We start from the raw sequence: 23,491 nt of genomic DNA on the forward strand, positions 1-23,491 counted from the left end.
TTGGGTCAGTTGGGATCGGTACCGAGCACCACATTCAACGCACTACGCGCATCATCCAGTTGCACCAGCGTCGCGTGCCGCGCACCGAGCGGATCGCGGTTCTCGATGGCCGTGAGGATTGCCTTGTGCCGAGGCAGCGCCAGTTCATGCAGGTTCGGCCGCTGGTTGGAATGCTTCAATGCTTCGGCTATCGCCACCGACAGCATGTTGCACAGGTTGGCCAGCAAGTCGTTGTGGGTTGCATCGGCGATCCTGCTGTGGAAATCCAGATCAGGTTGCAGTAAGGCTTCCGGCGTCGGCGCGGCCTCCATGCGCTGGTAGGCTTCGCCAATGGACGCGATGTCCGCCTCCGTGGCGAACTGTGCGGCCAATGCGGCGACGGCGGGCTCGATGATGCTGCGCACACTGGTCAACAGGTCGAAAAACTCATTCTGCGGGCTGCTTTGCATCAACCAGTGCAAAACGTCCGGGTCAAGCATGTGCCACTCTTTGCGCTGCTTGACCACCGTGCCGACGCGCGGACGGCAATACACCAGGCCCTTGGCGACCAATACTCGGGTGGCTTCGCGCAGCACCGGGCGGCTGACTGCGTACTCCTCACACAGCAGGGCCTCGGCGGGCAGCTTGTCACATGGCTTGAAACGCCCGGAAACAATCTGCATGCCCAGTTCCTGGACTATGCGCGAGTGCATGCTTTTACGGTCGGACGGTTTGCGGTAATCCATGGGGAGCGGCGCGGTCCTGTGCGAGGGTATGTCGCGCATGATAACAGGCGCGGGCACGGTCCTGAATCAGATGCGGAGTCAATGTGGGAGATCCAATGTGGGAGCGAGCCTGCTCGCGATGGCGTTGTGTCAGTCAACATCAATGTTGAAGGTTCGGACGCTATCGCGAGCAGGCTCGCTCCCACAGGGGATTGGTAGTGATCAGTGAGAGTGGCGCGGGACTTCAGCACCGCGGCAGCCGACCAGGAAGTCGAAATCGCAGCCCTGATCCGCCTGCAGCACATGGTCGATGTACAGCTGACGATAGCCGCCCAGGATCATTTGCTGTGGTGGCTGCAGATCCGCCATGCGTGCCGCCAGCTCAGCATCGGGAATATCCAGATGCAGACGACCATTGGCGCAGTCCAGTTCAATCCAGTCCCCTTCTTTCACGGCGGCCAACGGTCCGCCCGCTGCCGCTTCCGGCGCGACGTGCAGAACCACGGTGCCATAAGCGGTGCCGCTCATGCGTGCGTCAGAGATACGCACCATGTCGGTCACGCCTTGGGCGAGCAGCTTGGCCGGCAAACCCATGTTGCCGACTTCGGCCATGCCCGGATAACCCTTGGGACCGCAGTTCTTCATCACCAGAATCGAGTTGGCGTCCACGTCCAGCTCCGGATCGTTGATCCGTGCCTTGTACATGTCGAAGTTCTCGAACACCACGGCCCGGCCGCGATGCTGCATCAATTCAGCCGTGGCGGCGGACGGTTTGAGCACCGCGCCAAGTGGCGCCAGGTTGCCGCGCAACACGCAGATGCCGCCATCGGCGCGGATCGGGTTGTCGAGGGTGCGGATCACCTCGTCCTGACCGTAAATCGGCGCGTCTTTGGTGTTCTCGCCGAGGGTCTTGCCGTTAACGGTCAAGGCATTCGGGTTCGGGATCAGGTTGGCTTCACCGAGACGACGCAATACCGCTGGCAAACCACCGGCGTAGTAGAACTCCTCCATCAGGAAACGCCCGGACGGTTGCAGGTCGACGATGGTCGGCATGCCGCGACCGATGCGGGTCCAGTCATCCAGCTCCAGGTCCACGCCGATACGGCCGGCGATGGCTTTCAAGTGGATCACGGCGTTGGTCGAACCGCCAATCGCGGCGTTGACGCGGATGGCGTTTTCGAAAGCTTCCTTGGTGAGAATTTTCGACAGTTTCAGATCTTCGCGAACCATCTCCACCGCGCGCATGCCGGACATGTGCGCCAACACGTAACGCCGCGCATCAACCGCTGGAATCGCCGCGTTGTGGGGCAGGGAAGTGCCGAGCGCTTCAGCCATGCAGGCCATGGTCGAAGCGGTGCCCATGGTGTTGCAGGTGCCGGCCGAGCGGGACATGCCGCCCTCGGCCGCGAGGAAATCGTCAATGGTGATGGTGCCGGCTTTCACTTGCTCGCTGAGCTGCCAAACCACGGTGCCGGAACCGATGTCCTGGCCTTTGTGTTTACCGTTGAGCATCGGTCCGCCGGTGACGACGATCGCCGGGACGTCGCAACTGGCCGCGCCCATCAGCAGTGCCGGGGTAGTTTTGTCGCAACCGGTCAGCAGCACCACGCCATCAATCGGGTTGCCGCGAATCGCTTCTTCGACGTCCATGCTCGTCAGGTTGCGGGTGAACATGGCGGTCGGGCGCAGGTTGGATTCGCCGTTGGAGAACACCGGGAATTCCACAGGGAACCCACCGGCCTCGATCACCCCGCGTTTGACGTGCTCCGCGATCTGGCGGAAATGCGCGTTGCACGGGGTCAGTTCCGACCAGGTGTTGCAGATGCCGATGATTGGCTTGCCCTGGAACTGGTGGTCGGCGATGCCCTGATTCTTCATCCAGCTGCGGTACATGAAGCCGTTCTTGTCGGCGGTGCCAAACCATTGGGCGGAGCGCAGGGTGGGTTTCTTATCAGACATGATCGATTCTCTTATTGTATGACTATTCAGTTAAATCAGAGGCCTAACATAGGCGTAAATTCCTCTGTTTGGAAGTGTTGTTGGGTAATTAGTATTACTATATAGTCGTTTTCAACGGAGGGATGGCCCTGGCGATTTTCTGCGAGAGGCGTCTCCCGAGGTTCTATAACAACAACAATCGGAGACCGATCTCATGAGCCAGGAACTGCGGCTTATTCGTCGCATCACACTGAAACTGATTCCCTTCCTGATCCTGCTGTACCTGATCGCCTATGTGGATCGCTCCGCCGTAGGCTTCGCGAAACTGCACATGGGCGCTGACATCGGCCTCGGAGACGCCGCTTACGGCCTGGGTGCCGGGTTGTTCTTCATTGGTTACTTCCTGTTTGAAATCCCCAGCAATCTGATGCTCGACCGTTTTGGCGCACGACGCTGGTTTGCGCGGATCATGGTCACCTGGGGCGCCATCACCATCGGCATGGCCTTCGTTCAGGGGCCGCAAAGCTTCTACGTGATGCGCTTTTTGCTCGGTGCGGCGGAAGCCGGTTTCTTCCCGGGCGTTCTGTACTACATCACCCAGTGGTTCCCGATTCGCCATCGCGGCAAGATCCTTGGTCTGTTCATCCTTTCCCAACCCATCGCGATGATGATTACCGGCCCGGTGTCCGGCGGCTTGCTCGGCATGGACGGCACCCTCGGATTGCACGGCTGGCAGTGGCTGTTCATCGTCATCGGTACGCCAGCGATCCTGCTGACCTGGCCTGTGTTGCGTTACCTGCCTGATGGCCCGCAACAAGTGAAGTGGATGGACCAGGCCGAAAAAGACTGGCTCTCTGGCGAACTGAAAAAGGACCTTGCGGAATACGGTCAGACCCGTCACGGCAATCCGTTGCACGCGCTCAAAGACAAGCGTGTGTTGCTGCTGGCGCTGTTTTACCTGCCTGTGACGTTGAGCATTTATGGCTTGGGTCTGTGGTTGCCGACGCTGATCAAGCAGTTTGGCGGCAGCGATCTGGTGACCGGTTTCGTTTCCGCGGTGCCGTACATTTTCGGGATCGTCGGTTTGCTGATCATTCCGCGCAGTTCCGACCGTTTGAATGACCGCTACGGTCACCTCGCCGTGCTGTATGTGCTGGGTGCGATTGGCCTGTTCCTCAGCGCCTGGCTGACGGTGCCGGTGCTGCAACTGGCGGCCCTGTGCCTGGTGGCGTTTGCTCTGTTTTCCTGCACCGCGGTGTTCTGGACGTTGCCGGGTCAGTTCTTTGCCGGGGCCAGTGCGGCAGCCGGCATCGCCTTGATCAACTCGGTGGGCAACCTCGGCGGTTACATCGGTCCGTTCGTGATTGGTGCGCTGAAGGAATACACCGGCAACCTGGCTTCTGGGCTGTATTTCTTGTCCGGTGTGATGGTGTTCGGGCTGCTGCTGACGGGCGTGGTTTATCGGTTGCTGGAGCGCAAACACGTGCTGCCGGCGGATCAGTTTGCGGCCAGCGCGCGTGGCGCCACCCGCACCTGAATCTCAGGGTTAACACCGATCAACTGTGGGAGTGAGCCTGCTCGCGATGAGGCCATCACATTCAACATTGATGGCGACTGACACACCGCTATCGCGAGCAGGCTCACTCCTACAGGGATCGGTGGTGTTTCGAATCAACAGGAGAAAATCATGCGTTTGGTTCAATTCGAATTGAGTAACGGCGAGCGCCGCGTTGGCGTTGTTGAGGACGGTCTGGTGCAGGAAGTGCAGGACGCGCATACCGTTCGTGACCTGGCATTGGCGGCGATCGAGGCGGGCACGAATCTGGAGCAGCAGGTGAAAGTCCTGGGCCTGGGCATCAGCCACGACTATGCCGAACTGTTGGCCACGTTACGCATCCTGCCGCCGCTGGATCACCCGGATCCGGCGCACATGCTGGTCAGCGGCACCGGCCTGACCCACTTGGGCAGCGCCTCGGCACGGGACAAGATGCATCAACACGCCGGTGACGAAGCGGCAATGACCGACACCATGCGCATCTTCAAATGGGGAGTGGAGGGCGGCAAACCGGCAGCAGGGCAGGCCGGCGTACAACCGGAATGGTTCTACAAGGGTGACGGCAGCATCGTCGTTCGGCCGGGCAAGCCGTTCCCGCTGCCGCCCTTCGCCGAAGATGCCGGCGAAGAGCCGGAGCTCAGCGGCCTCTACGTCATTGGCCACGATGGCAAGCCTTATCGCCTCGGTTATGCGGTCGGCAACGAGTTCTCCGATCACGTCATGGAGCGTAAAAACTACTTGTACCTGGCGCACTCCAAACTGCGCAGTTGCAGCTACGGCCCGGAACTTCGGGTCGGCGAATTGCCGCAACACCTGGCCGGCACCAGCCGCATCCTGCGGGACGGAGAAGTGCTGTGGCAGAACGAGTTTCTCAGCGGCGAGGCCAACATGTGCCACAGCCTGGAAAACCTTGAGTACCACCATTTCAAATACAGCCAGTTCCTGCGTCCCGGGGACGTGCACATTCATTTCTTCGGCACCGCGACCTTGTCCTTCGCCGATGGCATCCGCACCCAACCGGGAGACGTTTTCGAGATCAGCCAGACCGAGTTCGGCGCGCCGTTGATCAACGGCATTGCGCCGGCTGAAGCGGCGTTCCTGCCTGGCACCGTCGGCACCCTTTAAGGAGATAGGCATGACCCGGATTCTTGGACACAACTACATCGGCGGCCAGCGCAGCGCCGCCGGTTCGCTCAAACTTCAGAGCGTCGACGCCAGCACCGGCGAAGGGTTACCGCATGATTTCTTCCAGGCAACCCCGGAAGAAGTGGACGCCGCCGCCAAGGCCGCCGCTACGGCCTACCCGGCCTATCGCAGCTTGAGCGCGGAACGCCGTGCCCAATTTCTCGATGCGATAGCCGATGAGCTCGACGCGTTGGGTGACGAGTTCGTCGCCGTGGTCTGCCGCGAAACCGCGCTGCCGGCTGGCCGCATTCAAGGCGAGCGCGGTCGCACCAGCGGCCAGATGCGCTTGTTCGCCAAAGTGCTGCGTCGCGGTGACTTCTATGGTGCCCGCATTGATCGGGCGCTACCGGACCGCACGCCGCTGTCGCGTCCGGACTTGCGCCAATACCGCATCGGCCTCGGCCCGGTGGCGGTGTTTGGTGCCAGCAACTTTCCCTTGGCGTTCTCGACGGCTGGGGGCGATACCGCTTCGGCCCTGGCGGCCGGTTGCCCGGTGGTGTTCAAGGCTCACGGAGGTCACATGGCAACGGCCGAATGGGTGGCTGACGCGATCCTCCGTGCCGGGGGAAAAACCGGCATGCCGGCGGGTGTGTTCAACATGATCTACGGTGGCGGGGTCGGCGAAGCGCTGGTCAAGCACCCGGCGATTCAGGCCGTGGGCTTTACCGGCTCGCTGAAGGGCGGGCGTGCCTTGTGCGACATGGCCGCGGCACGTGCACAGCCGATCCCGGTGTTCGCCGAAATGTCGAGCATCAACCCCGTGATTGTATTGCCGCAGGCGTTGCAGAGCAGGGTTGAGTCAATCGCCCGTGACCTGACCGCGTCGGTGGTTCAAGGCTGTGGTCAGTTCTGTACCAATCCCGGGCTGGTGATCGGGATTCGTTCAGCGCAGTTTAGTGCGTTCGTGCAGCAGGTCGCCGGGCTGATCAATGATCAGCCGGCGCAAACCATGCTCAATGCCGGGACCTTGAGCAGCTATGGCAAAGGCCTGGAAAAACTCCTCGCGCATTCCGGCATCACGCACCTGGCAGGCAACGCGCAACAGGGTAAACAGGCTCAGCCACAGTTGTTCAAGGCTGACGTCAGCCTGTTGCTCAACAGAGATGAAGTCTTGCAGGAAGAGGTGTTCGGCCCGACAACGGTGGTGGTGGAAGTGGCTGATCAGGCGCAACTCACTGCGGCGCTGAACGGGCTTCATGGGCAGCTGACGGCGACGATCATTGGCGATCCGGCGGACTTTGAACAGTTTGGCGAATTGACGGCTTTGCTGGAGCAAAAGGTCGGGCGGATTCTGCTCAATGGTTATCCGACCGGCGTGGAAGTCTGCGATTCGATGGTCCACGGTGGGCCATACCCGGCGACGTCCGACGCGCGCGGTACGTCGGTGGGCACCTTGGCGATTGACCGCTTCCTGCGCCCGGTGTGCTTCCAGAACTACCCGGATAATCTGCTGCCGGACGCGTTGAAGAATGGCAATCCGCTGCGCATCCAGCGCTTGGTGGATGGACAGCCCTCGCGCGAAGCCCTCTAACGGTTAAACACAAATCCCCCCTGTGGGAGCGAGCCTGCTCGCGAAAGCGGAGTATCAGCCACCATTGATGTTGGATGTGATGGCCTCTTCGCGAGCAGGCTCGCTCCCACATGGGCTCGGTGTTGTGTGTGGGGGTGAGGTCAGCACTGGGCCGCCCACACATTGAGTTATCATTGCATCTTTCCCATTCAAAGATTGATCGCCATGACTACCGAAGCCGTTACCTTGCTTAACACCCTCGAACACTGCGACATGGTGGAAATCGACGGGTTGCACGCGTTCGAATTCGCCCTCGATGAAGACGACAACCTGCACATCGAGTGCATGGATGGGCGAGCGGCCAAGCACTGGGAGTTCACCCCGGCGCAGATTCAGGCATCCTCCTTCGACCCAACCCTGCAAAGCTGGTTGATCACCGGCGATTCCGGCGAGCACCGCTTGGTGTGCCTGACCGCTATCGGTGGTCATGACGACGAGGACGATGAGCTTGAGGGGGCGTAATCTCTGGCCGCTGTTGATCGCCGGTAGTGTCGGCGCGATGGGCGTTCAGGCTGCCTTGGCCGACGATTATCAGTTGCTGGTGGGTTCCTACACGGCGGGTCAGAGTCAGGGGATTTATCGTCTGAACTTCGACAGTTCGACCGGGCAGATCAACGCCAGGCCACTGCAAGTGGTGCAAAGCGAAAACCCGTCCTGGCTGACTGTGTCCAAGGACCAGCGTTACCTGTTCGTGGTCAATGAAAACGGCCCGGGTCAGAAAGATCCGGTCGGGCGTGTCAGCAGTTATGCGATTGATTCCAAGACCCATGAGTTGAGCCTGATCAATCAGGTCCAGAGCCTGGGCAACGAGCCAACGCATTCGAGCCTCAGCGGCGATGGCCGTCATCTGTTTGTCAGCAACTATTCGGTGGCTGAAGATCCGGGCGGCACCCTCGCGGTGTTGCCGGTGGGCGCTGAAGGCAAACTTGAAAACGTCGAGCAGATGAGCAGTCATCCAGCGAGTCGGGTCAACCCTGAGCGGCAGATGTCGGCACACGTGCACTCGACGGTCTCCTCACCAGACGGCCGCTACGTGTTCTCCAATGATTTGGGGGCAGACAAGGTCTTTGTCTACCTCTTCGACCCCAAGGCCAATCCGGATCTGCCGTTGACGCCCGCCACACCGGCGTCCGTGCAGTTGCCGCCGGGCAGCGGGCCGCGTCATTTACTGTTCAGTGCCGACGGCAAGCATGTTTGGCTGACCATGGAAATGAGTGCGCAGGTGGCAGTGTTCGATTACCAGAATGGCAAGCTTGAGCAAACGCAACTGGTCGACCTGGCGGCGGGCCAGCCTGCGTCCGATAAAGCGGCGGCAGCACTGCATGCTTCGGCGGATGGCAAGTTCCTCTACGTCAGCAACCGTGGCACCGCCAATCAATTGTTGGTGTTTGCCATTGATCCCGCGACCGGCCACCTCAAGGAGCTGCAACGACGTTCCGTGGAAGGGGACCATCCGCGCGAGTTCAGCCTCGATCCCAGTGGCAAGTTCGTGCTGATTGCCAACCAGAAGAGCAACCAGGTTGTCGTCGTCGAACGTGACGCCAAGACCGGTCTGCTGGGTAAAACCGTGCAGAAACTGCCAATGGACGCGCCGAGCGACCTCAAGTTTCTGCTGCGTCAATAGGCCGCAGGCCCCGGTTGATGGGGCCTGCATCCTTGTATTAATGACGCTGATATCTGCTAATGCTACAAAGGATTTCAGGCGAGAACACTCGAAGGTTAAGTTTGCTTCACGGCCCCACCGGGCAAGCAAGCCAACTGAATGCGAGGAATACCGCCATGAACTTCAATCTCTTCTCTGTCATTGCTGCTTCTGCAATCTCTGCCTCCGTTGCTCTGCCAGCCAGTGCCAACGTCGAAATCAGCGACAAAAAATCCCACGCCCAGAGCTACACCCAGAAATACCTGCAACAGAGTGCCAATTTCTACGCCGCTCTGGATCACAAAACCCAAGCCTGAAATACAAGCCCTGCACCTTTTATGCAGGAGTGAAGTCACTTGCGTCGATCAAGCTGAACAGCTTCGAGAAACCTGAGTGATGTCGCTCCTGCATAACGCGTTTACGACAGCATCACATTGCCATCAACTCCCGACTTGATAACACATGGCCGCGAGTTTAGATTTGGCGCTCGGTTTTTGATTCCAATTCTAATAACAAGGATCGACAACATGGCGATGCGCGTGGCAGTGGTTCTTCTTTTTCTGTATTCCACCCCCCTACTTTCGGATGCCCAGCCCGTTCCAGACGAGCCGGACGCGGCCCGCGAGCGCATGATGAGTTTTATCGAAGACTGAAATAGACTGGCTTAATGATCAACGAAGCTGATGGTCACTATGGATATCCCTGAGTGGTTAGCCCAGCTTTTTTGATTGATTCTGTGGGCATCGAAACATGCCCACGGAGAACACCATGGCCAGCTCAATCCTCACTTCTGCCAAACACGGCGCCTACCTGGCCATCGGTCTTTACGTGATCCTGGTGTTGGTCGTCAGCCTTTCGGCTCAAACGCACCGCACCGTAGAAGCACCGATTGAGGTCGCTTATCCCGGCATCCAGTTCGAACACCGCGCCCAAAACGCGGGGGGCGAGCACGTAGAACTGGCGGGAGTGGTCGGGGCATGAAAGGGCGCAGACTCTGGGTGATTGCGTTCCTGGCGTTCATCACCAACGGCTCTTCGTTGCTGGGCATCGGGCAGGGTTCGGCGGGTTCCGTGGCCCGATCCATAGAAGCCAATCACAACCTCGCACGCAATATTGAAACGCAGAAGGCGCTGGCGCTGCTGGCGGGCAATCCACCGATCAAACGTCAGTCCGATTTCTTCGGGCCGTTCCATGTGGATTGTTCGGTGTTGAAGATGTGTGAAGTGTTTGCCTGATGCATCGTGCGACGCAACCTTGTAGCAGCTGGCGAAGCCTGCGTCCGATTGCGAAGCAGTCGTAAATTCTGCTTACATGGTTTGTCTGATGTACCGCATGTGCTGATTTTGCGACTGCTGCGCCCGAGCGCGGACCGGCCGACGCAGGCTTCGCCAGCTGCTACAGGGATCGATGTGGTTACTTTTGCATTACGCCAGTAAACAAGTCCGACTCCAGAAACCGCTGCAACCAGTCCTGCAACCGCACGTAAGGCGTCTGCGCGAACCACTCGCGATCGACATGCGCAAACTGCCGCACGAACGGCATCAGCGCTATGTCTGCCAGACTTGGATGCGCCGCCAGCAAGTAGTCGCGCCCCTCCAGTAACTCATCAAGCTGGCGCAAAAACACCTCACCGTCGGCCCGATAAACCTCCATCGGTTGTTCGGGATAACGTTCGGCGTATTTGTAGCGATTCAGGTGCACTTTGAAGCTCTGATCGTTCGACTCGATCAGGGCCGCGATGCGCGCTTGTCCGGCGGAATCATTCTTGAGCAACCAGTCCTGCGGATCGTTTTGCGCCAACGCCCACTGCATGATTGCCAGGCTTTCATCAATGACCCGGCCATCAGCGCTCAGCACCGGTACCGTGCCTTTGCTCGACAACGTCAGCATCTCTGCGGGTTTGGCCTTGAGGCTTACTTCGACGATGTTCACCGGCACGCCGGAGTAACGTAGCGCCATGCGAGCGCGCATGGCGTACGGGCAGCGGCGGAAGGAATACAGCGTATTCATTTCACCTCCAGGGTACTCAGGCCATTGCCCTGACGACGAACCTGAATCTGCACCGGAATCCGTTCATGCATTTCCTGCACATGGGAAATTACCGCGACTTTGCGGCCCTGAGCCTGCAAGCCGTCCAGCGCGTCCATGGCCAGTTGCAGGGATTCCGGATCGAGGCTGCCGAAGCCTTCGTCGATGAACAATGATTCGATTTTCAGCGTGCTCGACGCCATCGAAGCCAGGCCCAAGGCCAGCGCCAGTGACACCAGGAACGTCTCGCCGCCCGACAACGAATGCACCGAACGCAGTTCATCGCCCATCTCGGTGTCCATCACCAATAACCCCAGCATGCTGCCGCCGCGTTTCAACCGATAGCGTCGTACCAGTTGCCGCAACTGTACGTTGGCGTGGTGCACCAACAGATCGAGGTTGTAGGCCTGGGCGATCTTGCGGAACGTATCGCCGGTGGCCGAACCGATCAATGCATTCAAACGCGCCCAGCGTTGGTACTCGGTGTAGGCGTCGGCGATCTGTTGGGCCAGGGCTTGATTGGCGTTTTGCCGGCGCTGATCCTCGGTCTGCTCGGCGCGCAGTTCGGCGCAGCGGTGTTCACTGGCGGAAGACAGGTTTTGCAGTTCGGTCAGTGCGGTGGCCAGTTGTTCGGCATCGAGATTACCGTTGTGCTGTGCCTGGTGGCTGAGCAGGCGCTTATCCCGCTCCTGCAACAAGACCTTGTTCTGTTCGATGGCTTTTTCGCTGTGTTGCAATTGCTGGCGCAGTTCGCTGAGCTGTTGATCGTCGACGCTGAGCAACGCGTCCAGACCGCCGTCATCCAGCTCGGGATGCTGCGCGCGCCAATCACCAATCTTGCTGCTCAACTCGCGGTCTTCGGCTTCCAGTGACACCGAGCGTTCCTGCAGGGCCTTGAGTTCAGCCGCCAGTTGCACCAGGTGCGTGCGCACGGTTTGCAGTTCCTGATTGGCGGTCGATTCTGCGGTGCGTGCCTGTTCGACGGCGTGATCGAGTTGCTGCTGCCATTGCTCGGCATTGGCGTGTGCGCCCAACAGTTGGCTCAGGGTCTGCTGACAGGCTTGCTGTTGCTCGGCGAGAGTATCGAACTGCTGCTTGGCAGCTTCCAGTTGCTGAGCCCGCGTCTGCTGGCGGTCCAGTTCTTTCTCCAGCGCCTGCTGACGTTGCAGCTGTTCGCTGAGTTCATCGCGTTGCTGGTCGAGTTGCTCAAGGCGCTGGGTAATCTGCTGGTCGAGTTGCATGAACGTCGCGGCGGGCTCGTTGCGCAAAGCCTCCAGCGTTTGGCTTGGGAGCAGGGTGCTGAACGCGGTCAGTTCTTCATTCAGTCGCTGACGGTCGCTGCTCAACTCGCGTTGCTGGTTGGTCAGGTGCTGCGCCGCCTGCTGGCTTGCGGTCTCGGCACTGCGCAGTTGTTGCTGAAGGCGCGCGGCGTCCTGTTGCAAGGTCAGCAGGGCGGTTTGCCGCTGCTCGTCCTGGCTGATGCTCTGGTTCAACTGATTGTTTTGCTGCGTCAGCCAGGCATCGCGTTTGTTCGCGTCCTGAGTCATTAATTGCGTCGACAATGGATGCGCTTCGAGGCTTGGCGTCAGGGCTTGTTGCTGGGTGGCGAGTTGCTCTTGCTGCTGTAACAGCTCTTTTTGCTGAGCGATCAAGCCGCCGACTTCTGCACGCAGATCAGTGAGTTTTTCCTTCAACTGGTCGACGGCTTTCTGCGCGTTGGCCTGCTCGCTTTCGTCATGGCGACCGAGGCTTTGCAGCAGCGCTTCCGGCTGATGATAGGGATGGTCGGGGCTGCCACAAACCGGACACGGCTGATCGTCCTGTAACTGCTCACGCAATTCTTCGACGCTGGCGCTGCGGGCCAGACGCTGACGTTCCAGCAGTTCGCGGGTAATGGTCAGGGTCTGTTCGGCGATGGTCAGTTCGTTCTTGGTTTTTACCCCGTCCTGGGTCAGGCGATCGCGTTCTTGCTGAGCGCCCAGCTGGCGTTGTTGAAGCTCCGCGCCGCGGTGGTCCAGTTCCAGCTGACTGGCCCACAGCCGTGTCAGTTCTTCGAAAGCCCGCAGTTGCTTGCGGTTGTCCTGCAACAGATTGCCGAGCAGCTGGATTTGTTCAGCCACGGCTTCAGGTTCGGCGCCGGCCTCTTTGTAGAGCACTTCCAGCTGCTGTTTTTGCGAGGCCAGCGCTTCGGCTGCGCCTGTTGCACTTTGCTCCAGGGCCGCCAGTTCGGCCTGGCCTTTGTTCAAGCGATTGCCGATCAACATCAGCTGTTGCAGGCGATCGCGATAGGCGTTCCACGCCTCGCTCAGCGGTGCCAGAGGCGTGCTGTATTCGAGCTCCCCGGCGATGCGTTGCAGACGTTCGGCAACCTGTTTTTGCTGATCAAGCAAACCTTGAATCGTGCTCTGACCCTGAGTGCAGGCCAGTTCTGCTTGCTGCTTGAGATCGGCGCTGAGGCTGGTGTCTTTGACCAGACGGGCGAGGGTGCTTTGAGCTTCAAAGGCCTGGCGTAGCAACGGCGCACTGTGGGTGTGCTGGTTTTGCGCTTCGGTCAGCGCGGTATGGGCGCTGCTCAGGCTCTGTTCGAGTTGAGTCTGGCGCTCGGTGAGTTCCTGTTGCTGTTGCGTGTGTTGTTGAATCTGCGCAGCCAGCGGCGTGAGCTGAGCGGTGAGTTCAGTTTTGCGGGCGAACTGATGCCGTTGCGGGGCCAACTGCTCCAGGCGCGTCAGTTTCAGGCGTTCACCGACCAGACTGTCCCAATGCTGCTGCGCGCTGTTCAGTTGTTCAGTGGCGCTCAGTTGCTCGTCCTGCAACTGGCGCAGGTCTTTGAGCCAGGTGTGTTGCAGCTCAAGCTGTTTGAGTTGCGCCTGCTGAGTTTTCAGTTGCTGCTGCGCCTCATTGAAGCGCTCATCCAGTTCGGCGCGGGCTTCGGGAGATAGCGGCGTCACGCCGGTGGCCTGGTCCTGCAACAGCTTGTGGGTTTCACGCGCCTCTTTGGTCTTGTCGAACGCGCGGCGACCGAGCTGGGTATAGAGCGCGGTGTCGGTGAGCTTTTCCAGCAATTCGCTGCGTTCGTTGTCGTTGGCCTTGAGGAAGGCACTGAATTCGCTCTGGGCGAGCAACACGGCGCGGGTGAACTGCTCGAAGTTCAAGCCCAGTACGGATTCGAGCTGGGTTTTGAACTCGACTTTCTGGCTGGCCAGCAGTTGATCCTGATCGATGTCGCGCAAGCTCTGGCGACTGGCTTGCAGCTTGCCGCCGGCTTTCTCCCGGGCGCGGTTGGCTTCCCAGCGAGCGCGGTAACGACGGCCGTCAATGCCAACGAAATCCACTTCGGCATAGCCTTCACCCGTGCCACGTCGCAACAGCGTACGGGGGTCGCCGGTGCTGATTTCGCCATCGGCGTCCGGCGCTTTCGCGGACACTTGAGCATTGCTCAGACGGGGCACGGCGCCAAAAAGTGCCAGGCACAAGGCATCAAGCAAAGTGCTTTTACCGGCACCGGTGGGTCCGGTGATTGCGAATAGACCAGCGCTGGCCAACGGTTCGGCCGTGAAGTCGATCTCAAAGGGCCCGGCCAGGGAGGCGAGGTTTTTCAGGCGGATCGCGAGAATCTTCATGGCTGTTCGCTCTCCATCTGCACGTCCTGTAACAGCTCGGCAAAGTCCTTCAGCGTTTGCTCATCGACCTCACTGCCATAGCTGTCCTGCCAGGCGCGGCTGAACAATTCCTGAGGCGTTAGCTGGTCCAGTTCGACCAGACTGGTGCCGTCATCGACGCCCTCGCGGCTGCCATTGCCGGCATATTCGGCGGCGATACGCACCAGACGCACGGCTTTGCCTTGCAGGGTGGTTTCTACCTGGTGACGCAGGTCGGGTTGCGGCTCGTCCAGGCGCACCCGGACTTCCAGCCATGGCTGGCGCTGGATGTCGGCGAGCAAATCGATGTTGGGCAGATCAGCCAGTTGCAGGAGGATTTCCGCCAGCGGCGCCGGGCCGATGCGTTGCAGGTTGACTGCCCGTGGAATCAGCTTCGGCTCGACGCTGACCAGGGTTTCGCCATCGAGGGTGATTTCGAGAATCTGATGCTGATAGCCGATCTCGGAAAACGACAGCGGAATCGGCGAGCCGCTGTAGCGGATGCGCTCCTCGCCGTTGACCTTCTGCGGCTTGTGCAAATGGCCGAGGGCAACGTAACTGATGCTTGGCCCGAACAGGCTGGCGGGCAGGGCCTCGGCGTTGCCGATGATCAGGCTGCGCTCGGAATCTTCCGACACCGAACCGCCGGCCATGTGCGCGTGGCTGATCGCAATCAACGCCTGGCCGGGTGTGCGCTTGGCGTTAGCCGCTTCGATCAGCCATTCGTGAACCTGGCCAATCCCGCGCAAATAGTTGTCGCCCAACTGCGCGCCGGTGACTTCGGCAGGGCGCAGGAACGGCAGCGCCAGGCACCAGCCGACAATCTCACCGCTGTCATCGGGCAACGGCAGCAACAGGCGCTCGGCATCCAGTTGACCGTCATCCAGCCACAGCACCCGACCGAGCGCATGGGTGCGCAAGCGGCGCATCAATGGCGCGGGCAATTCGATCCGTGAGCCGGAGTCGTGGTTGCCGGCGATCATCACGATGGTCAGCAAGGGCTGCTGCTCGTGGGCGCTGACGATGAAATCGTAGAGGCGTTCCTGGGCTTTGACCGGCGGGTTGACCGTGTCGAAGATATCGCCGGCGATCAACAGCACATCGGGCTGGTCCAGCTTCAGCTGGCGCAACAGCCATTCAAGAAAACAGGCGTGCTCGAAATCGCGTTCCTGGCCGTGCAGATTCTGCCCAAGGTGCCAGTCGGAGGTGTGGAACAGACGCAAGGCGTACTCCGTTGGAAATAAGGTGATGGCCGCGGGGGAAATGATGGCGGCTAAAGGGGAGGGAGTTTACTGGCAAACACACCTGATGTGGCGACGCACTCTTTGTAGCAGCAGGCGAAGCCTGCGTCCGACTGCGCAGCAGTCGTAAATTCTGCATACGCTGTTTGTCTGATACACCGCATGTATTGATTTTGCGACTGCTGCGCAGTCGGACGCAGCCTCGCAGGCTCGGCAGCTGCTACAGGGCGGTGATTATTTGGGATAAAGCGGCGGCAGCCCGCTATCACCCACCGGATCCTGAACCCGCTCGGCAATCGGGATCGCCTTGATCGCGCGCCACAGTTCTTCGCCTTGCCAGTGCTGGCCGGTTTCGCTGTAGAGCGCGCCGTTCAAGCCGTCCAGGGCATCGGACAGTGGCACGAAACGGGCGGCCATGTCGGCCAGGGTTTCCGGTTGTTGCCGCGCCCAGGCGTCGAGCGCCTGGCGGGTGGCGTGGGAGTCGTTCGCCAGGCAGGCGCGCTTGAGGTCGTCGAGGACGGTGCGCGGGCTCGGGCCGGTCTGCGCAGTACGCAGGATTGCCGGTTGCCAGCGGGCACGCCACCAGAGGCCGAAGCCGAGCAGGGTGGTGCAGGCGAGGATCAGCGTGCTGAGTTTCCAGCGCCGCAGGGTTTCGCTGTCGGCAGAGGAATTGACTTGAGGTATCCCGGCCGGTGTATCGACGACCATGCTCGGGTTGTTGGCGACTTGCAGGGTACGGGCTGGCAGGCTGCTGTGTTCCAGATGATCTTCGAACGTGTTCCACCAGACCACTTCGACCGCCGGCAACTCGATTGCACCGCTGCGGGTGGGAACGAGGGCTTCGCGGTCTTCGCGACTGCCGATCAGCCCACGTTCGCTGCTCTGGTTGTTCATTACCGGTTGATCCGGATAGCGCCGCAATCCATTGACGTCGGTGGCCGGCAGCGGCGGCAGTTGCGAACTGGACAGGCCTTCCACCTTGAGGATCAGGCTGCGGGTCAGCGAGTCGCCCACTTGTGCGTGGTCCGGCTCCGGGTTCCAGCTTTCGCTCAGCGTCACGCTGCGGGCCGGCAGCCAGGGCAGGTCGGCAGGGTAGGTGATGGGTTTGGCTTTGACCGACAGCAAAATGGGCGTGGAGCTGACGCGCATCAGTTTCCCGGATTTCGGCGCTTGGGCCGCAGCGTCCTGCGCGGGCTGGGTGTCGACCAGAGTGGCACTGAAGATCTGCGCCGGAATGGCCAGTTCGCCACTGTGTTGCGGATAGATCGCGTAGCGCATTTCGATCACGCCATGGCGCAGACCGTTGATGACTTTTTCGTAGGTGCGCGACTCACCCAGTTGTTCGATACGCGCGTCAGGCACCTGCAAAGGGGTCAGGCTGCTGTCGTCGTACAGCGACACGGAATGGTAGATGCGCAAGGTCAGGACCGCCTGGGCCTGCACGTACACACTGGTCTGATCGAGGCTGGTGTCAATAAATACCGGGGCCAGTTTGGTCGCGGTGTCCTGGCTTTCGCTCTCGACCACTTGCACCGTGATGGGCTGGCTCTGCACCTCGCCCAGTTGCAATGACGGAATCGTCACGCTGCCGTTTGCCTTGGGCAGCAAGGTAATGATCCAGCGCGTGGTCGCGCGGTTTTCGCCACTGAGGGTGTTCAACTGGTTGACCTGGCGGGTACCGCGCACTTCGAACAGCGGCTCCAGTGGCGTCAGATCCGGCTTGCCAAACTGCGTCACGTCGCTGGTTTCCAGGGTCAGTTCGACCGTCTCGCCGGAGTTCAGGCGGCTGCGATCGACACTGGCCACCAGCGCCGACGCCTGGGCCTGAACGGCGCAGAACAGCAGGGCAAGCATGAAGAGGGTGAAGCGGGTCATCGAGTTTTTCCCTGATCCTGATGTTGTTGCTGTTCGTACCAGAATTTGCGCCTGAGCAGTTCACCTGGATCATCCGGGATCTTGCGCAGCCATTGCTCCAGCGCCTGACGCTGTTCGCCTTCAATCGTGCCGCTGGCCGGGCGCCGCGGTGGCCTGGTGCTTTGCTCGTCTGCCAACTCGCTGCCCGGGACTTCATTGGTACCCGGTTTTGGCGGCGCTGTGGCCTGTTGCTGGGCGTCCTGTGTGGCTTGCTGGGCATCGGTTTTCGGTTCGCCGTCGCTCGTCGGTTGCGTGGCCGCTCCGGGCGACTGTTCCTGCTCGGCGTTCTGCGCCTCGCTGTCGTCGGTGGAATCCGGCTCAACCGGCGGCGGGGTGTGTTTCTGCTTGAGCAGACTTTCCACCAGCGCTTTGTTGGTCAGGGCCGGGCGCAAATCGGGTTGAAGTTCCAACGCTTGTTCGTAGGCATCCAGCGCGGCTTCCAGCTCCCCGCTTTTCGCCAGGGCATTGCCACGATTGTAGTGGGCGTGGGCGTCACTGCCTTGGGCGAACCGCTGGGCGGCGCCACTGTAGTCGCCGGCTTGATACAGCGCCACACCTTGCCATTGTGGGTCCTGGAAATACTGCGCAGCCCTGGCCGGGTGGTCTCGCTTGAGCAAGTGCAGGCCCCTTTGATCAGGGCGCAGCCACAAGTCTTCGAAGTCGAAGGCGTAACTTGGTTGCGGCAGCACCCACAGCAACGGCAGGCAGAACAACCAGCCGCGGCGCCCGGCACACGCAGCCAGCAGCAATAGCGGCAGCAACAGCCAGTAGCCCTGGTCGGCCCACGTGTCGAGGCGCAAGGTTTGCCCGTCGTTACGCAACGTGCGCGGGCCATCGAGCAGGCCGAGCGCGCGCAGGTCGGCATCGTCCAGTTGCGCCTGGCGATAGCGTCCGCCGAGATCGTGGGCAAAGGCTTTAAGGCTTGAGTTGTCCAGACGCGGCACCAGAATCGCGCCTTCATTGTCCTTGAGGAAGCTGCCGTCTTCCTGAGCAACCGGCGCACCTTCGTCAGTGCCGATGCCAAGCATCAAAAATTGCGTCGAATGCCCATCCAGTGCCTGACGTATGCCTTGGCGCTCTTGCTCGGTCAGGGTGGAGCCGATCAGCAGAATCCGGCCATCGCCCAAAGCGGCCTGATTGAGCAAGGCAAGGGCCTTGTTCACCGCGAGATCAGCCCGATGGCCGGTCTCAGGCATCAGCGAAGGTTTCAACGCATCCAGCAGGTTGCCACTGGTCGAGAGGTCATCCGACAGCGGCACCAACGTGTGTGCGCTGCCGGAGTAAACGACGATGGCCGTCTGCGAGTCGCTGCGCACTTGCAGCAGGTCAAACAGCTTGCGTCGCGCCTGTTCCAGCCGATTCGGCACCACGTCGGTGGCGAGCATTTCCGGGGTCAGTTCAAGCACCACGACCAGTGGATCGGCAGGTTTCTGACTGGCCTGTTCGACCCGTTGCCAGCTCGGCCCCAGCAGCGCCAGAACGGTCAGCACCCAGGCCAACCCGAGTACGACCCACGGCAGCTTGCTGTCGCGTCCGTTACCGCCACTGAGCAAGGCGGCGTGAAAGGCGGGCGGCAGAATCATCTGCCAGCGCCCGGCCCGCTTTTGCCGGTGCCAGAGTTGCCACAGCAACCAGCCCAGCACAGGCAACAGCAACAGCCACCAGGGGCGGAACCAGAAAGGCCAGAGCACGCTCATCGGCGTCTCCGCAGGCGCAGGCGTTTGAGTCGCTGGCGCCAGTCAGGCAGGGGCGATTGCAAGTACAGATCCTTGGTGAACAGACGATGCAGCGGATTATCCGGCCAGCGCTCGCGCACCACCAACAGCATGCTCAACAGCAGCGCCAACGCCAGCGGCCAGTGATACAACGCCTGGGCCGGACGGGCCTGGGTGGGTTGTTGCGTGACCGGCTCTAGTGTGTCGAGGGTGTCCTTGATGGTTTGCAGTTCGTTGCCATCATGGGCACGGAAATACTGACCGCCGGTGGCTTCAGCGATGGCTTTGAGCGCCGGTTCGTCGAGGTCCAGGCTCGGGTTGACGCCGAGAAAGCCCAACGTGCCACTTTCCTCCGGGTTGGCCCCAACGCCGATAGGGTAGATTTTCACCCCTTCGTTAGCCGCCAGGCGCGCAGCGGTCAACGGGTCGATTTCGCCGCCGTTGTTGGCGCCGTCCGTGACCAGAATCAGCACACGGCTCTGGGCCGGACGCAGGCGCAGGCGTTTAAGGGCCAGGCCGATGGCATCGCCGATGGCGGTGTTCTTGCCGGCGATGCCGATCCGCGCTTCGTCGAGCCAGACCCTTACGGTGTGCCGGTCGAAGGTCAGCGGCGCTTGCAGGTACGCCTGACTGCCGAACAGGATCAGGCCGACCCGATCGCCATCGCGGCTTTCCAGGAAGTCACCGAGCAAATGTTGCACGAGGCTCAAACGGCTGACGTCCTCGTCCTGCCACTTCATGTCGGGAAAATCCATCGAGCCGGACACGTCTACCGCTACCAGCAAATCGCGGCCACTGGCCGCAATCGGCAGCGGCTCACCCAGCCATTGCGGGCGCGCGGCGGCGATCAACAGCAACAGCCAAAGTAGTATGAACGGTGCCTGCTGGCGCCAGGCCGGCAGGTTTGCCCGGGCGCGGCGGCGGGTCAGGCCTTCGAGGTCATTCAGGAACGTGACTTTGAGCGCCGGCTCGCCACTGTCGGCCATCGGCAACAGTACGCGCATCAACCACGGCAAGGGCAGCAAGGCAAACATCCACGGCCAGGCAAACTCAAACATGTTTGCGAATCCAGGTGTCGACGGCTTGGGTCAGGCCCGCGATGGCCTTGTCGTCGAGTTTGCATTCGGGTTTGTAGGCGCCTTCAACCAGGACCATCCAGCGTGTCAGGCCGGCAGCGGGACAGCGGTTGTCGAGAAACGCCAGCCATTTGCGTCCGTTGAGTGTGTGGCTCTGGCTGTAAGGGTAATGATTGCGACACAGGCGTTTGAGCAACCCATTGAGCTGCTGCAACCAGGCGCCGGCCGGTGCGCCGTCGTAGGGTTTAGGCATCCGCGCCAGTTCGGCCAGCGCAGCGACGCGCACCGGGTCCAGCGGCTGTTCGGCGCGAACGATAGGGCGTTTGCGTGCCATCAAGTGTCGCATCCGCCACAGGCCAAAGCCGATCAGCGGCAGCAATAACAGCAACAACCACCAGCCCGGCGCAGGAGGCCAGAATTCGATGGGGGGTGGGGTAATCAGCGGCTGCAGTTGATCGAGACTGCTCATCGACCTTTCCCCGGTTTTTGTGGGTTCAGGTACTCGCGCAGTTGCTCGACCATCTCGCTCTGGGTGCTCAATGGCATCAGTAATACGCGTAGTTTTTGGGCAAGCAATTCCCAGCGTGCGATGCGTGCTTCTGCTTGCGCGCGATAGGTCTGGCGCAGGTCGAAATTCAGGGTGTCGAGTTCCAGTTGCGCGCCACGTTCGGCAAATCGCAGCAAGCCGGCGGCGGGCAGGGCGTGATCCAGTGGATCGGACACGGGTAGCAGCAACAGGTCGCAATGACGCGACAGCAGGCTCAACTGTTGCTCGGCGCCCTCGCTCAAGGCGCGCTCGTCGCAGATCACGATCGCCAGGCTACCGGGGCGCAGCACTTCCCGGGCGCGCCGCAGGGCAATGCCGAAGGCGTCGCGGTCCGTTTCGCTTTCGGTGTGCAGCGACTGATTGACCCGCACCAGACGGTTGAGCAATTGCAGCAGGCTTTGTTTACTACGGCGGGGTTTGATCTCGTAGTGCTCATTGTCGCCAAACACCAGTCCGCCGACCCGATCGTTATGGCCGAGCGCCGCCCAGCCAATCAGGCTCGCGGCCTGGGCGGCGAGCACCGACTTGAACATCAGTCCCGAGCCGAAGAACAGACGACGGCTTTGCTCGACCATGATGAAAATCGGCCGCTCACGCTCTTCATGGAACAGTTTGGTGTGGGGTTCCTGGGTGCGGGCGGTGACGCGCCAATCGATGCTTCGCACGTCATCACCGGCCTGATAGACCCGTACCTGATCGAAGTCCACTCCGCGCCCGCGCAGTTTGGAGTGGTGCAGGCCGATCAGCGGGCTGCGCTGGCTCGGCGTGGAGAACAATTGCACTTCACGCACGCGATGGCGCATCTCGATCAGTTCGGCGAGGCTGACACGGATGCCCGGTTCGGCTGGCAGGATGGCGTTCATCGGGGTCAAGCGACGGCTACGACGTCGAGAATCCGCTGGACCACCCGGTCCTGATCGATGCCAGCGGCTTCGGCTTCAAAGGACAGAATGATGCGGTGGCGCAGCACGTCGAACAACACCGCTTGAATGTCTTCCGGGCTGACGAAGTCGCGACCGGCCAGCCAGGCGTGGGCCCGCGCGCAGCGGTCGAGGGCAATCGAACCGCGCGGGCTGGCGCCATAGGCGATCCACTCGGCCATCTCCGGGTCGAACTTGGCCGGTGTGCGTGTGGCCATGACCAGTTGCACCAGGTATTCCTCCACGGCGTCGGCCATGTACAAGCCGAGGATTTCCTTGCGCGCGGCGAAAATCGCCTGCTGGCTGACCCTGCGCTCGGGTTTGGTTTCGCCGTTCAACGCTTCACCACGGGCCTGTTGCAGGATTCGCCGTTCGACGGCGGCATCAGGGAAGCCGATTTTTACATGCATCAGAAAGCGGTCGAGTTGGGCTTCGGGCAGCGGATAGGTGCCTTCCTGCTCGATGGGGTTTTGCGTGGCCATTACCAAAAACAGCGGCGACAGCTCGTAAGTGCTGCGCCCGACGCTGACCTGGCGCTCGCCCATGGCTTCCAGCAATGCGGACTGAACCTTGGCCGGGGCACGGTTGATTTCGTCCGCCAGCACCAGGTTGTGGAAAATCGGGCCTTGCTGGAACACGAAACTGCCGGTTTCCGGCCGATAGATTTCGGTGCCGGTAATGTCTGCGGGCAGCAGGTCAGGGGTGAACTGAATGCGGTGGAACTGTGCTTCGATCCCTTCGGCAAGCTCTTTGATGGCCTTGGTCTTGGCCAGGCCCGGGGCGCCCTCGACCAGCATGTGGCCGTCGGCAAGCAACGCGATGAGCAAGCGCTCGATGAGTTTTTCCTGGCCGAGAATCTGCGTTGAAAGAAAGGTTCGCAGCGCGAGCAGCGCTTCACGATGTTCCATCGATGACTGTTCCTGGAGAAGGTGGCCGAAGGCGTTCGAATAACGCCTGGGCTGGGGGCGTTACTTTAATCCATCGCGGGGGGCGGCGACTAACGGCATTTTGTGCAAAGTGCGGGAAATGATTGGCGAAACTTTACGAAGTTTGCAGGGCGGGGGGGCGGACGTTGAGCTCTCTGGCCTCATCGCGAGCAGGCTCGCTCCCACAGGTGACCGGGTTGTTTCATGAAAATGCAATCAAATGTGGGAGCGAGCCTGCTCGCGAAGGGGCCGGCACAGGCGCTGAGATTCAGAGCTGGCTTACATAGGTACCAGTCCCCTTGAGAATGTTCTGCAAGGTTTCTTCCACTTCTGCCAAATCACCCGCATCCGTGTTGTGAATGATTTCCAAAGAATCATCCCCATTCAGCGCATCCACATCCGCCGCGGCGATTTCAATCAGCAGGCGGGTAGGGCTGAGGGTGACTTTCACGCCGTCCAGCGTCGAAGGTTCGTCGTCGAGGGTGATTTCCAGTTCGTCCTCGTCCGGGTAGCGGGTCATCAGGAACATATCGCCCTGATCGCTGTGGCAGCAGAGCATGGCCATGTTGTCTTCCTCGTCATCGCAAGGATTCACAATCAAGAGGGCGGTGGTCATTTGCATGGGGAATTCCTGGCTCGACGAGCATGGTGAAGACGAACAAAACACAATTCTGCCAGCACAAGGGAATTTCTGCTCGGTTGAGTGTCAGAGGAGGGGCGCGGACACTTAGAGTGTTACTGGTCATTTCTGGTACGCGGGTGCCGGAAAACCGGGGATAAAACGCCCGTTTTTGCCCACGGCTGCTAGTGTTGTTCGAGGCGCGTGCCGCCAGTAGCGTACCGATGACCGAATATGTCGCAGCACCGCAAGCATGGGCCTTGCCGCACTCGT

21 protein-coding genes are annotated in these 23,491 nt (G+C 60.7%); 9 read left to right on the plus strand and 12 right to left on the minus strand.

All coding sequences use genetic code 11. The features are described 5' to 3' along the window. Positions 1-5 precede the first annotated feature (5 nt). Positions 6-725 carry a FadR/GntR family transcriptional regulator gene (locus AC1DWM_RS00825; protein WP_477794433.1) on the minus strand — a complete coding sequence of 240 codons (720 nt, stop codon included), beginning with the start codon at positions 723-725 and terminating at the stop codon, positions 6-8. Between the two features lie 201 nt (positions 726-926). Beyond that, the gene (locus AC1DWM_RS00830) at positions 927-2,663 is read right to left on the minus strand and encodes an IlvD/Edd family dehydratase (protein ID WP_007944608.1); all 1,737 of its coding nucleotides are present in this window, start codon (positions 2,661-2,663) and stop codon (positions 927-929) included. A 193-nt stretch (positions 2,664-2,856) separates the two neighbouring features. Here AC1DWM_RS00830 and AC1DWM_RS00835 point away from each other — a divergent pair, with 193 nt between their 5' ends. From AC1DWM_RS00835 to AC1DWM_RS00875, 9 genes are all read left to right on the plus strand, one after another. Next, positions 2,857-4,179 (plus strand): MFS transporter, encoded by a 1,323-nt coding sequence (locus AC1DWM_RS00835; protein WP_477794434.1) that lies wholly within the window; start codon positions 2,857-2,859, stop codon positions 4,177-4,179. 150 nt (positions 4,180-4,329) lie between these two features. Then, positions 4,330-5,322, plus strand: coding sequence for an AraD1 family protein (araD1, locus tag AC1DWM_RS00840; protein WP_223520791.1), 993 nt, complete (start codon positions 4,330-4,332; stop codon positions 5,320-5,322). Between the two features lie 10 nt (positions 5,323-5,332). Continuing rightward, positions 5,333-6,913 (plus strand): aldehyde dehydrogenase (NADP(+)), encoded by a 1,581-nt coding sequence (locus AC1DWM_RS00845; RefSeq protein WP_223520789.1) that lies wholly within the window; start codon positions 5,333-5,335, stop codon positions 6,911-6,913. A 204-nt stretch (positions 6,914-7,117) separates the two neighbouring features. Next, entirely contained in the window at positions 7,118-7,414 is a 297-nt protein-coding gene (locus AC1DWM_RS00850; RefSeq protein WP_223520786.1) for a DUF5629 family protein, read from the plus strand. Next, positions 7,395-8,576 (plus strand): lactonase family protein, encoded by a 1,182-nt coding sequence (locus tag AC1DWM_RS00855; protein WP_223520784.1) that lies wholly within the window; start codon positions 7,395-7,397, stop codon positions 8,574-8,576. Before AC1DWM_RS00850 ends, AC1DWM_RS00855 begins: the two co-directional genes overlap by 20 nt. Positions 8,577-8,731: 155 nt before the next feature. Next, on the plus strand, positions 8,732-8,911 hold the full coding sequence (locus tag AC1DWM_RS00860; protein WP_223520781.1) for a hypothetical protein: 180 nt from the start codon (positions 8,732-8,734) through the stop codon (positions 8,909-8,911). 210 nt (positions 8,912-9,121) lie between these two features. Continuing rightward, the gene (locus tag AC1DWM_RS00865) at positions 9,122-9,247 is read left to right on the plus strand and encodes a hypothetical protein (RefSeq protein ID WP_263288417.1); all 126 of its coding nucleotides are present in this window, start codon (positions 9,122-9,124) and stop codon (positions 9,245-9,247) included. Positions 9,248-9,362: 115 nt separating this feature from the next. Next, complete coding sequence (locus AC1DWM_RS00870) at positions 9,363-9,575, plus strand: hypothetical protein (protein WP_223520779.1); 213 nt, start codon at positions 9,363-9,365, stop codon at positions 9,573-9,575. After that, positions 9,572-9,829 carry a hypothetical protein gene (locus tag AC1DWM_RS00875; protein WP_223520777.1) on the plus strand — a complete coding sequence of 86 codons (258 nt, stop codon included), beginning with the start codon at positions 9,572-9,574 and terminating at the stop codon, positions 9,827-9,829. The genes AC1DWM_RS00870 and AC1DWM_RS00875 overlap by 4 nt, the downstream gene beginning before the upstream one ends. Before the next feature lie 178 nt (positions 9,830-10,007). On the opposite strand, the gene AC1DWM_RS00880 is transcribed toward AC1DWM_RS00875, so the two are convergent. The 10 genes from AC1DWM_RS00880 to AC1DWM_RS00925 form a co-directional block, all read right to left on the minus strand. After that, entirely contained in the window at positions 10,008-10,604 is a 597-nt protein-coding gene (locus tag AC1DWM_RS00880) for a glutathione S-transferase (RefSeq protein ID WP_477794435.1), read from the minus strand. Continuing rightward, on the minus strand, positions 10,601-14,242 hold the full coding sequence (locus AC1DWM_RS00885) for an AAA family ATPase (RefSeq protein WP_477794436.1): 3,642 nt from the start codon (positions 14,240-14,242) through the stop codon (positions 10,601-10,603). The genes AC1DWM_RS00880 and AC1DWM_RS00885 overlap by 4 nt, the downstream gene beginning before the upstream one ends. Beyond that, a complete protein-coding gene (locus AC1DWM_RS00890; protein WP_477794437.1) occupies positions 14,239-15,483 on the minus strand; it encodes an exonuclease SbcCD subunit D C-terminal domain-containing protein in 1,245 nt (414 codons plus the stop codon). Before AC1DWM_RS00890 ends, AC1DWM_RS00885 begins: the two co-directional genes overlap by 4 nt. Before the next feature lie 252 nt (positions 15,484-15,735). Continuing rightward, the gene (locus tag AC1DWM_RS00895; protein ID WP_477794438.1) at positions 15,736-17,376 is read right to left on the minus strand and encodes a BatD family protein; all 1,641 of its coding nucleotides are present in this window, start codon (positions 17,374-17,376) and stop codon (positions 15,736-15,738) included. Then, a complete protein-coding gene (locus AC1DWM_RS00900; RefSeq protein ID WP_477794439.1) occupies positions 17,373-19,112 on the minus strand; it encodes a VWA domain-containing protein in 1,740 nt (579 codons plus the stop codon). The genes AC1DWM_RS00895 and AC1DWM_RS00900 overlap by 4 nt, the downstream gene beginning before the upstream one ends. Next, complete coding sequence (locus tag AC1DWM_RS00905) at positions 19,109-20,188, minus strand: vWA domain-containing protein (RefSeq protein ID WP_223520763.1); 1,080 nt, start codon at positions 20,186-20,188, stop codon at positions 19,109-19,111. Before AC1DWM_RS00905 ends, AC1DWM_RS00900 begins: the two co-directional genes overlap by 4 nt. Then, complete coding sequence (locus AC1DWM_RS00910) at positions 20,181-20,675, minus strand: DUF4381 domain-containing protein (protein WP_223520760.1); 495 nt, start codon at positions 20,673-20,675, stop codon at positions 20,181-20,183. The genes AC1DWM_RS00905 and AC1DWM_RS00910 overlap by 8 nt, the downstream gene beginning before the upstream one ends. Next, positions 20,672-21,616 (minus strand): DUF58 domain-containing protein, encoded by a 945-nt coding sequence (locus AC1DWM_RS00915; RefSeq protein ID WP_223520758.1) that lies wholly within the window; start codon positions 21,614-21,616, stop codon positions 20,672-20,674. Before AC1DWM_RS00915 ends, AC1DWM_RS00910 begins: the two co-directional genes overlap by 4 nt. A 5-nt stretch (positions 21,617-21,621) precedes the next feature. Continuing rightward, positions 21,622-22,581, minus strand: coding sequence for an AAA family ATPase (locus AC1DWM_RS00920; protein WP_008150800.1), 960 nt, complete (start codon positions 22,579-22,581; stop codon positions 21,622-21,624). Positions 22,582-22,867: 286 nt separating this feature from the next. Further along, entirely contained in the window at positions 22,868-23,221 is a 354-nt protein-coding gene (locus AC1DWM_RS00925; RefSeq protein WP_223520756.1) for a hypothetical protein, read from the minus strand. Between the last annotated feature and the right edge of the window lie 270 nt (positions 23,222-23,491).

This window comes from Pseudomonas sp. P4_C8 (assembly GCF_056401975.1).

Excerpts from the sequence above, each read along its gene's own strand:
- AC1DWM_RS00865 (WP_263288417.1), top strand. The coding sequence starts at position 9,122 with ATGGCGATGCGCGTGGCAGTGGTTCTTCTTTTTCTGTATTCCACCCCC.
- AC1DWM_RS00885 (WP_477794436.1), bottom strand. The coding sequence starts at position 14,242 with ATGAAGATTCTCGCGATCCGCCTGAAAAACCTCGCCTCCCTGGCCGGG.
- AC1DWM_RS00825 (WP_477794433.1), bottom strand. The coding sequence starts at position 725 with ATGGATTACCGCAAACCGTCCGACCGTAAAAGCATGCACTCGCGCATA.
- AC1DWM_RS00920 (WP_008150800.1), bottom strand. The coding sequence starts at position 22,581 with ATGGAACATCGTGAAGCGCTGCTCGCGCTGCGAACCTTTCTTTCAACG.
- AC1DWM_RS00900 (WP_477794439.1), bottom strand. The coding sequence starts at position 19,112 with ATGAGCGTGCTCTGGCCTTTCTGGTTCCGCCCCTGGTGGCTGTTGCTG.
- AC1DWM_RS00880 (WP_477794435.1), bottom strand. The coding sequence starts at position 10,604 with ATGAATACGCTGTATTCCTTCCGCCGCTGCCCGTACGCCATGCGCGCT.
- AC1DWM_RS00855 (WP_223520784.1), top strand. The coding sequence starts at position 7,395 with ATGAGCTTGAGGGGGCGTAATCTCTGGCCGCTGTTGATCGCCGGTAGT.
- AC1DWM_RS00910 (WP_223520760.1), bottom strand. The coding sequence starts at position 20,675 with ATGAGCAGTCTCGATCAACTGCAGCCGCTGATTACCCCACCCCCCATC.
- araD1 (WP_223520791.1), top strand. The coding sequence starts at position 4,330 with ATGCGTTTGGTTCAATTCGAATTGAGTAACGGCGAGCGCCGCGTTGGC.
- AC1DWM_RS00905 (WP_223520763.1), bottom strand. The coding sequence starts at position 20,188 with ATGTTTGAGTTTGCCTGGCCGTGGATGTTTGCCTTGCTGCCCTTGCCG.
- AC1DWM_RS00915 (WP_223520758.1), bottom strand. The coding sequence starts at position 21,616 with ATGAACGCCATCCTGCCAGCCGAACCGGGCATCCGTGTCAGCCTCGCC.
- AC1DWM_RS00850 (WP_223520786.1), top strand. The coding sequence starts at position 7,118 with ATGACTACCGAAGCCGTTACCTTGCTTAACACCCTCGAACACTGCGAC.
- AC1DWM_RS00870 (WP_223520779.1), top strand. The coding sequence starts at position 9,363 with ATGGCCAGCTCAATCCTCACTTCTGCCAAACACGGCGCCTACCTGGCC.
- AC1DWM_RS00835 (WP_477794434.1), top strand. The coding sequence starts at position 2,857 with ATGAGCCAGGAACTGCGGCTTATTCGTCGCATCACACTGAAACTGATT.
- AC1DWM_RS00860 (WP_223520781.1), top strand. The coding sequence starts at position 8,732 with ATGAACTTCAATCTCTTCTCTGTCATTGCTGCTTCTGCAATCTCTGCC.
- AC1DWM_RS00875 (WP_223520777.1), top strand. The coding sequence starts at position 9,572 with ATGAAAGGGCGCAGACTCTGGGTGATTGCGTTCCTGGCGTTCATCACC.
- AC1DWM_RS00845 (WP_223520789.1), top strand. The coding sequence starts at position 5,333 with ATGACCCGGATTCTTGGACACAACTACATCGGCGGCCAGCGCAGCGCC.
- AC1DWM_RS00895 (WP_477794438.1), bottom strand. The coding sequence starts at position 17,376 with ATGACCCGCTTCACCCTCTTCATGCTTGCCCTGCTGTTCTGCGCCGTT.
- AC1DWM_RS00925 (WP_223520756.1), bottom strand. The coding sequence starts at position 23,221 with ATGCAAATGACCACCGCCCTCTTGATTGTGAATCCTTGCGATGACGAG.
- AC1DWM_RS00830 (WP_007944608.1), bottom strand. The coding sequence starts at position 2,663 with ATGTCTGATAAGAAACCCACCCTGCGCTCCGCCCAATGGTTTGGCACC.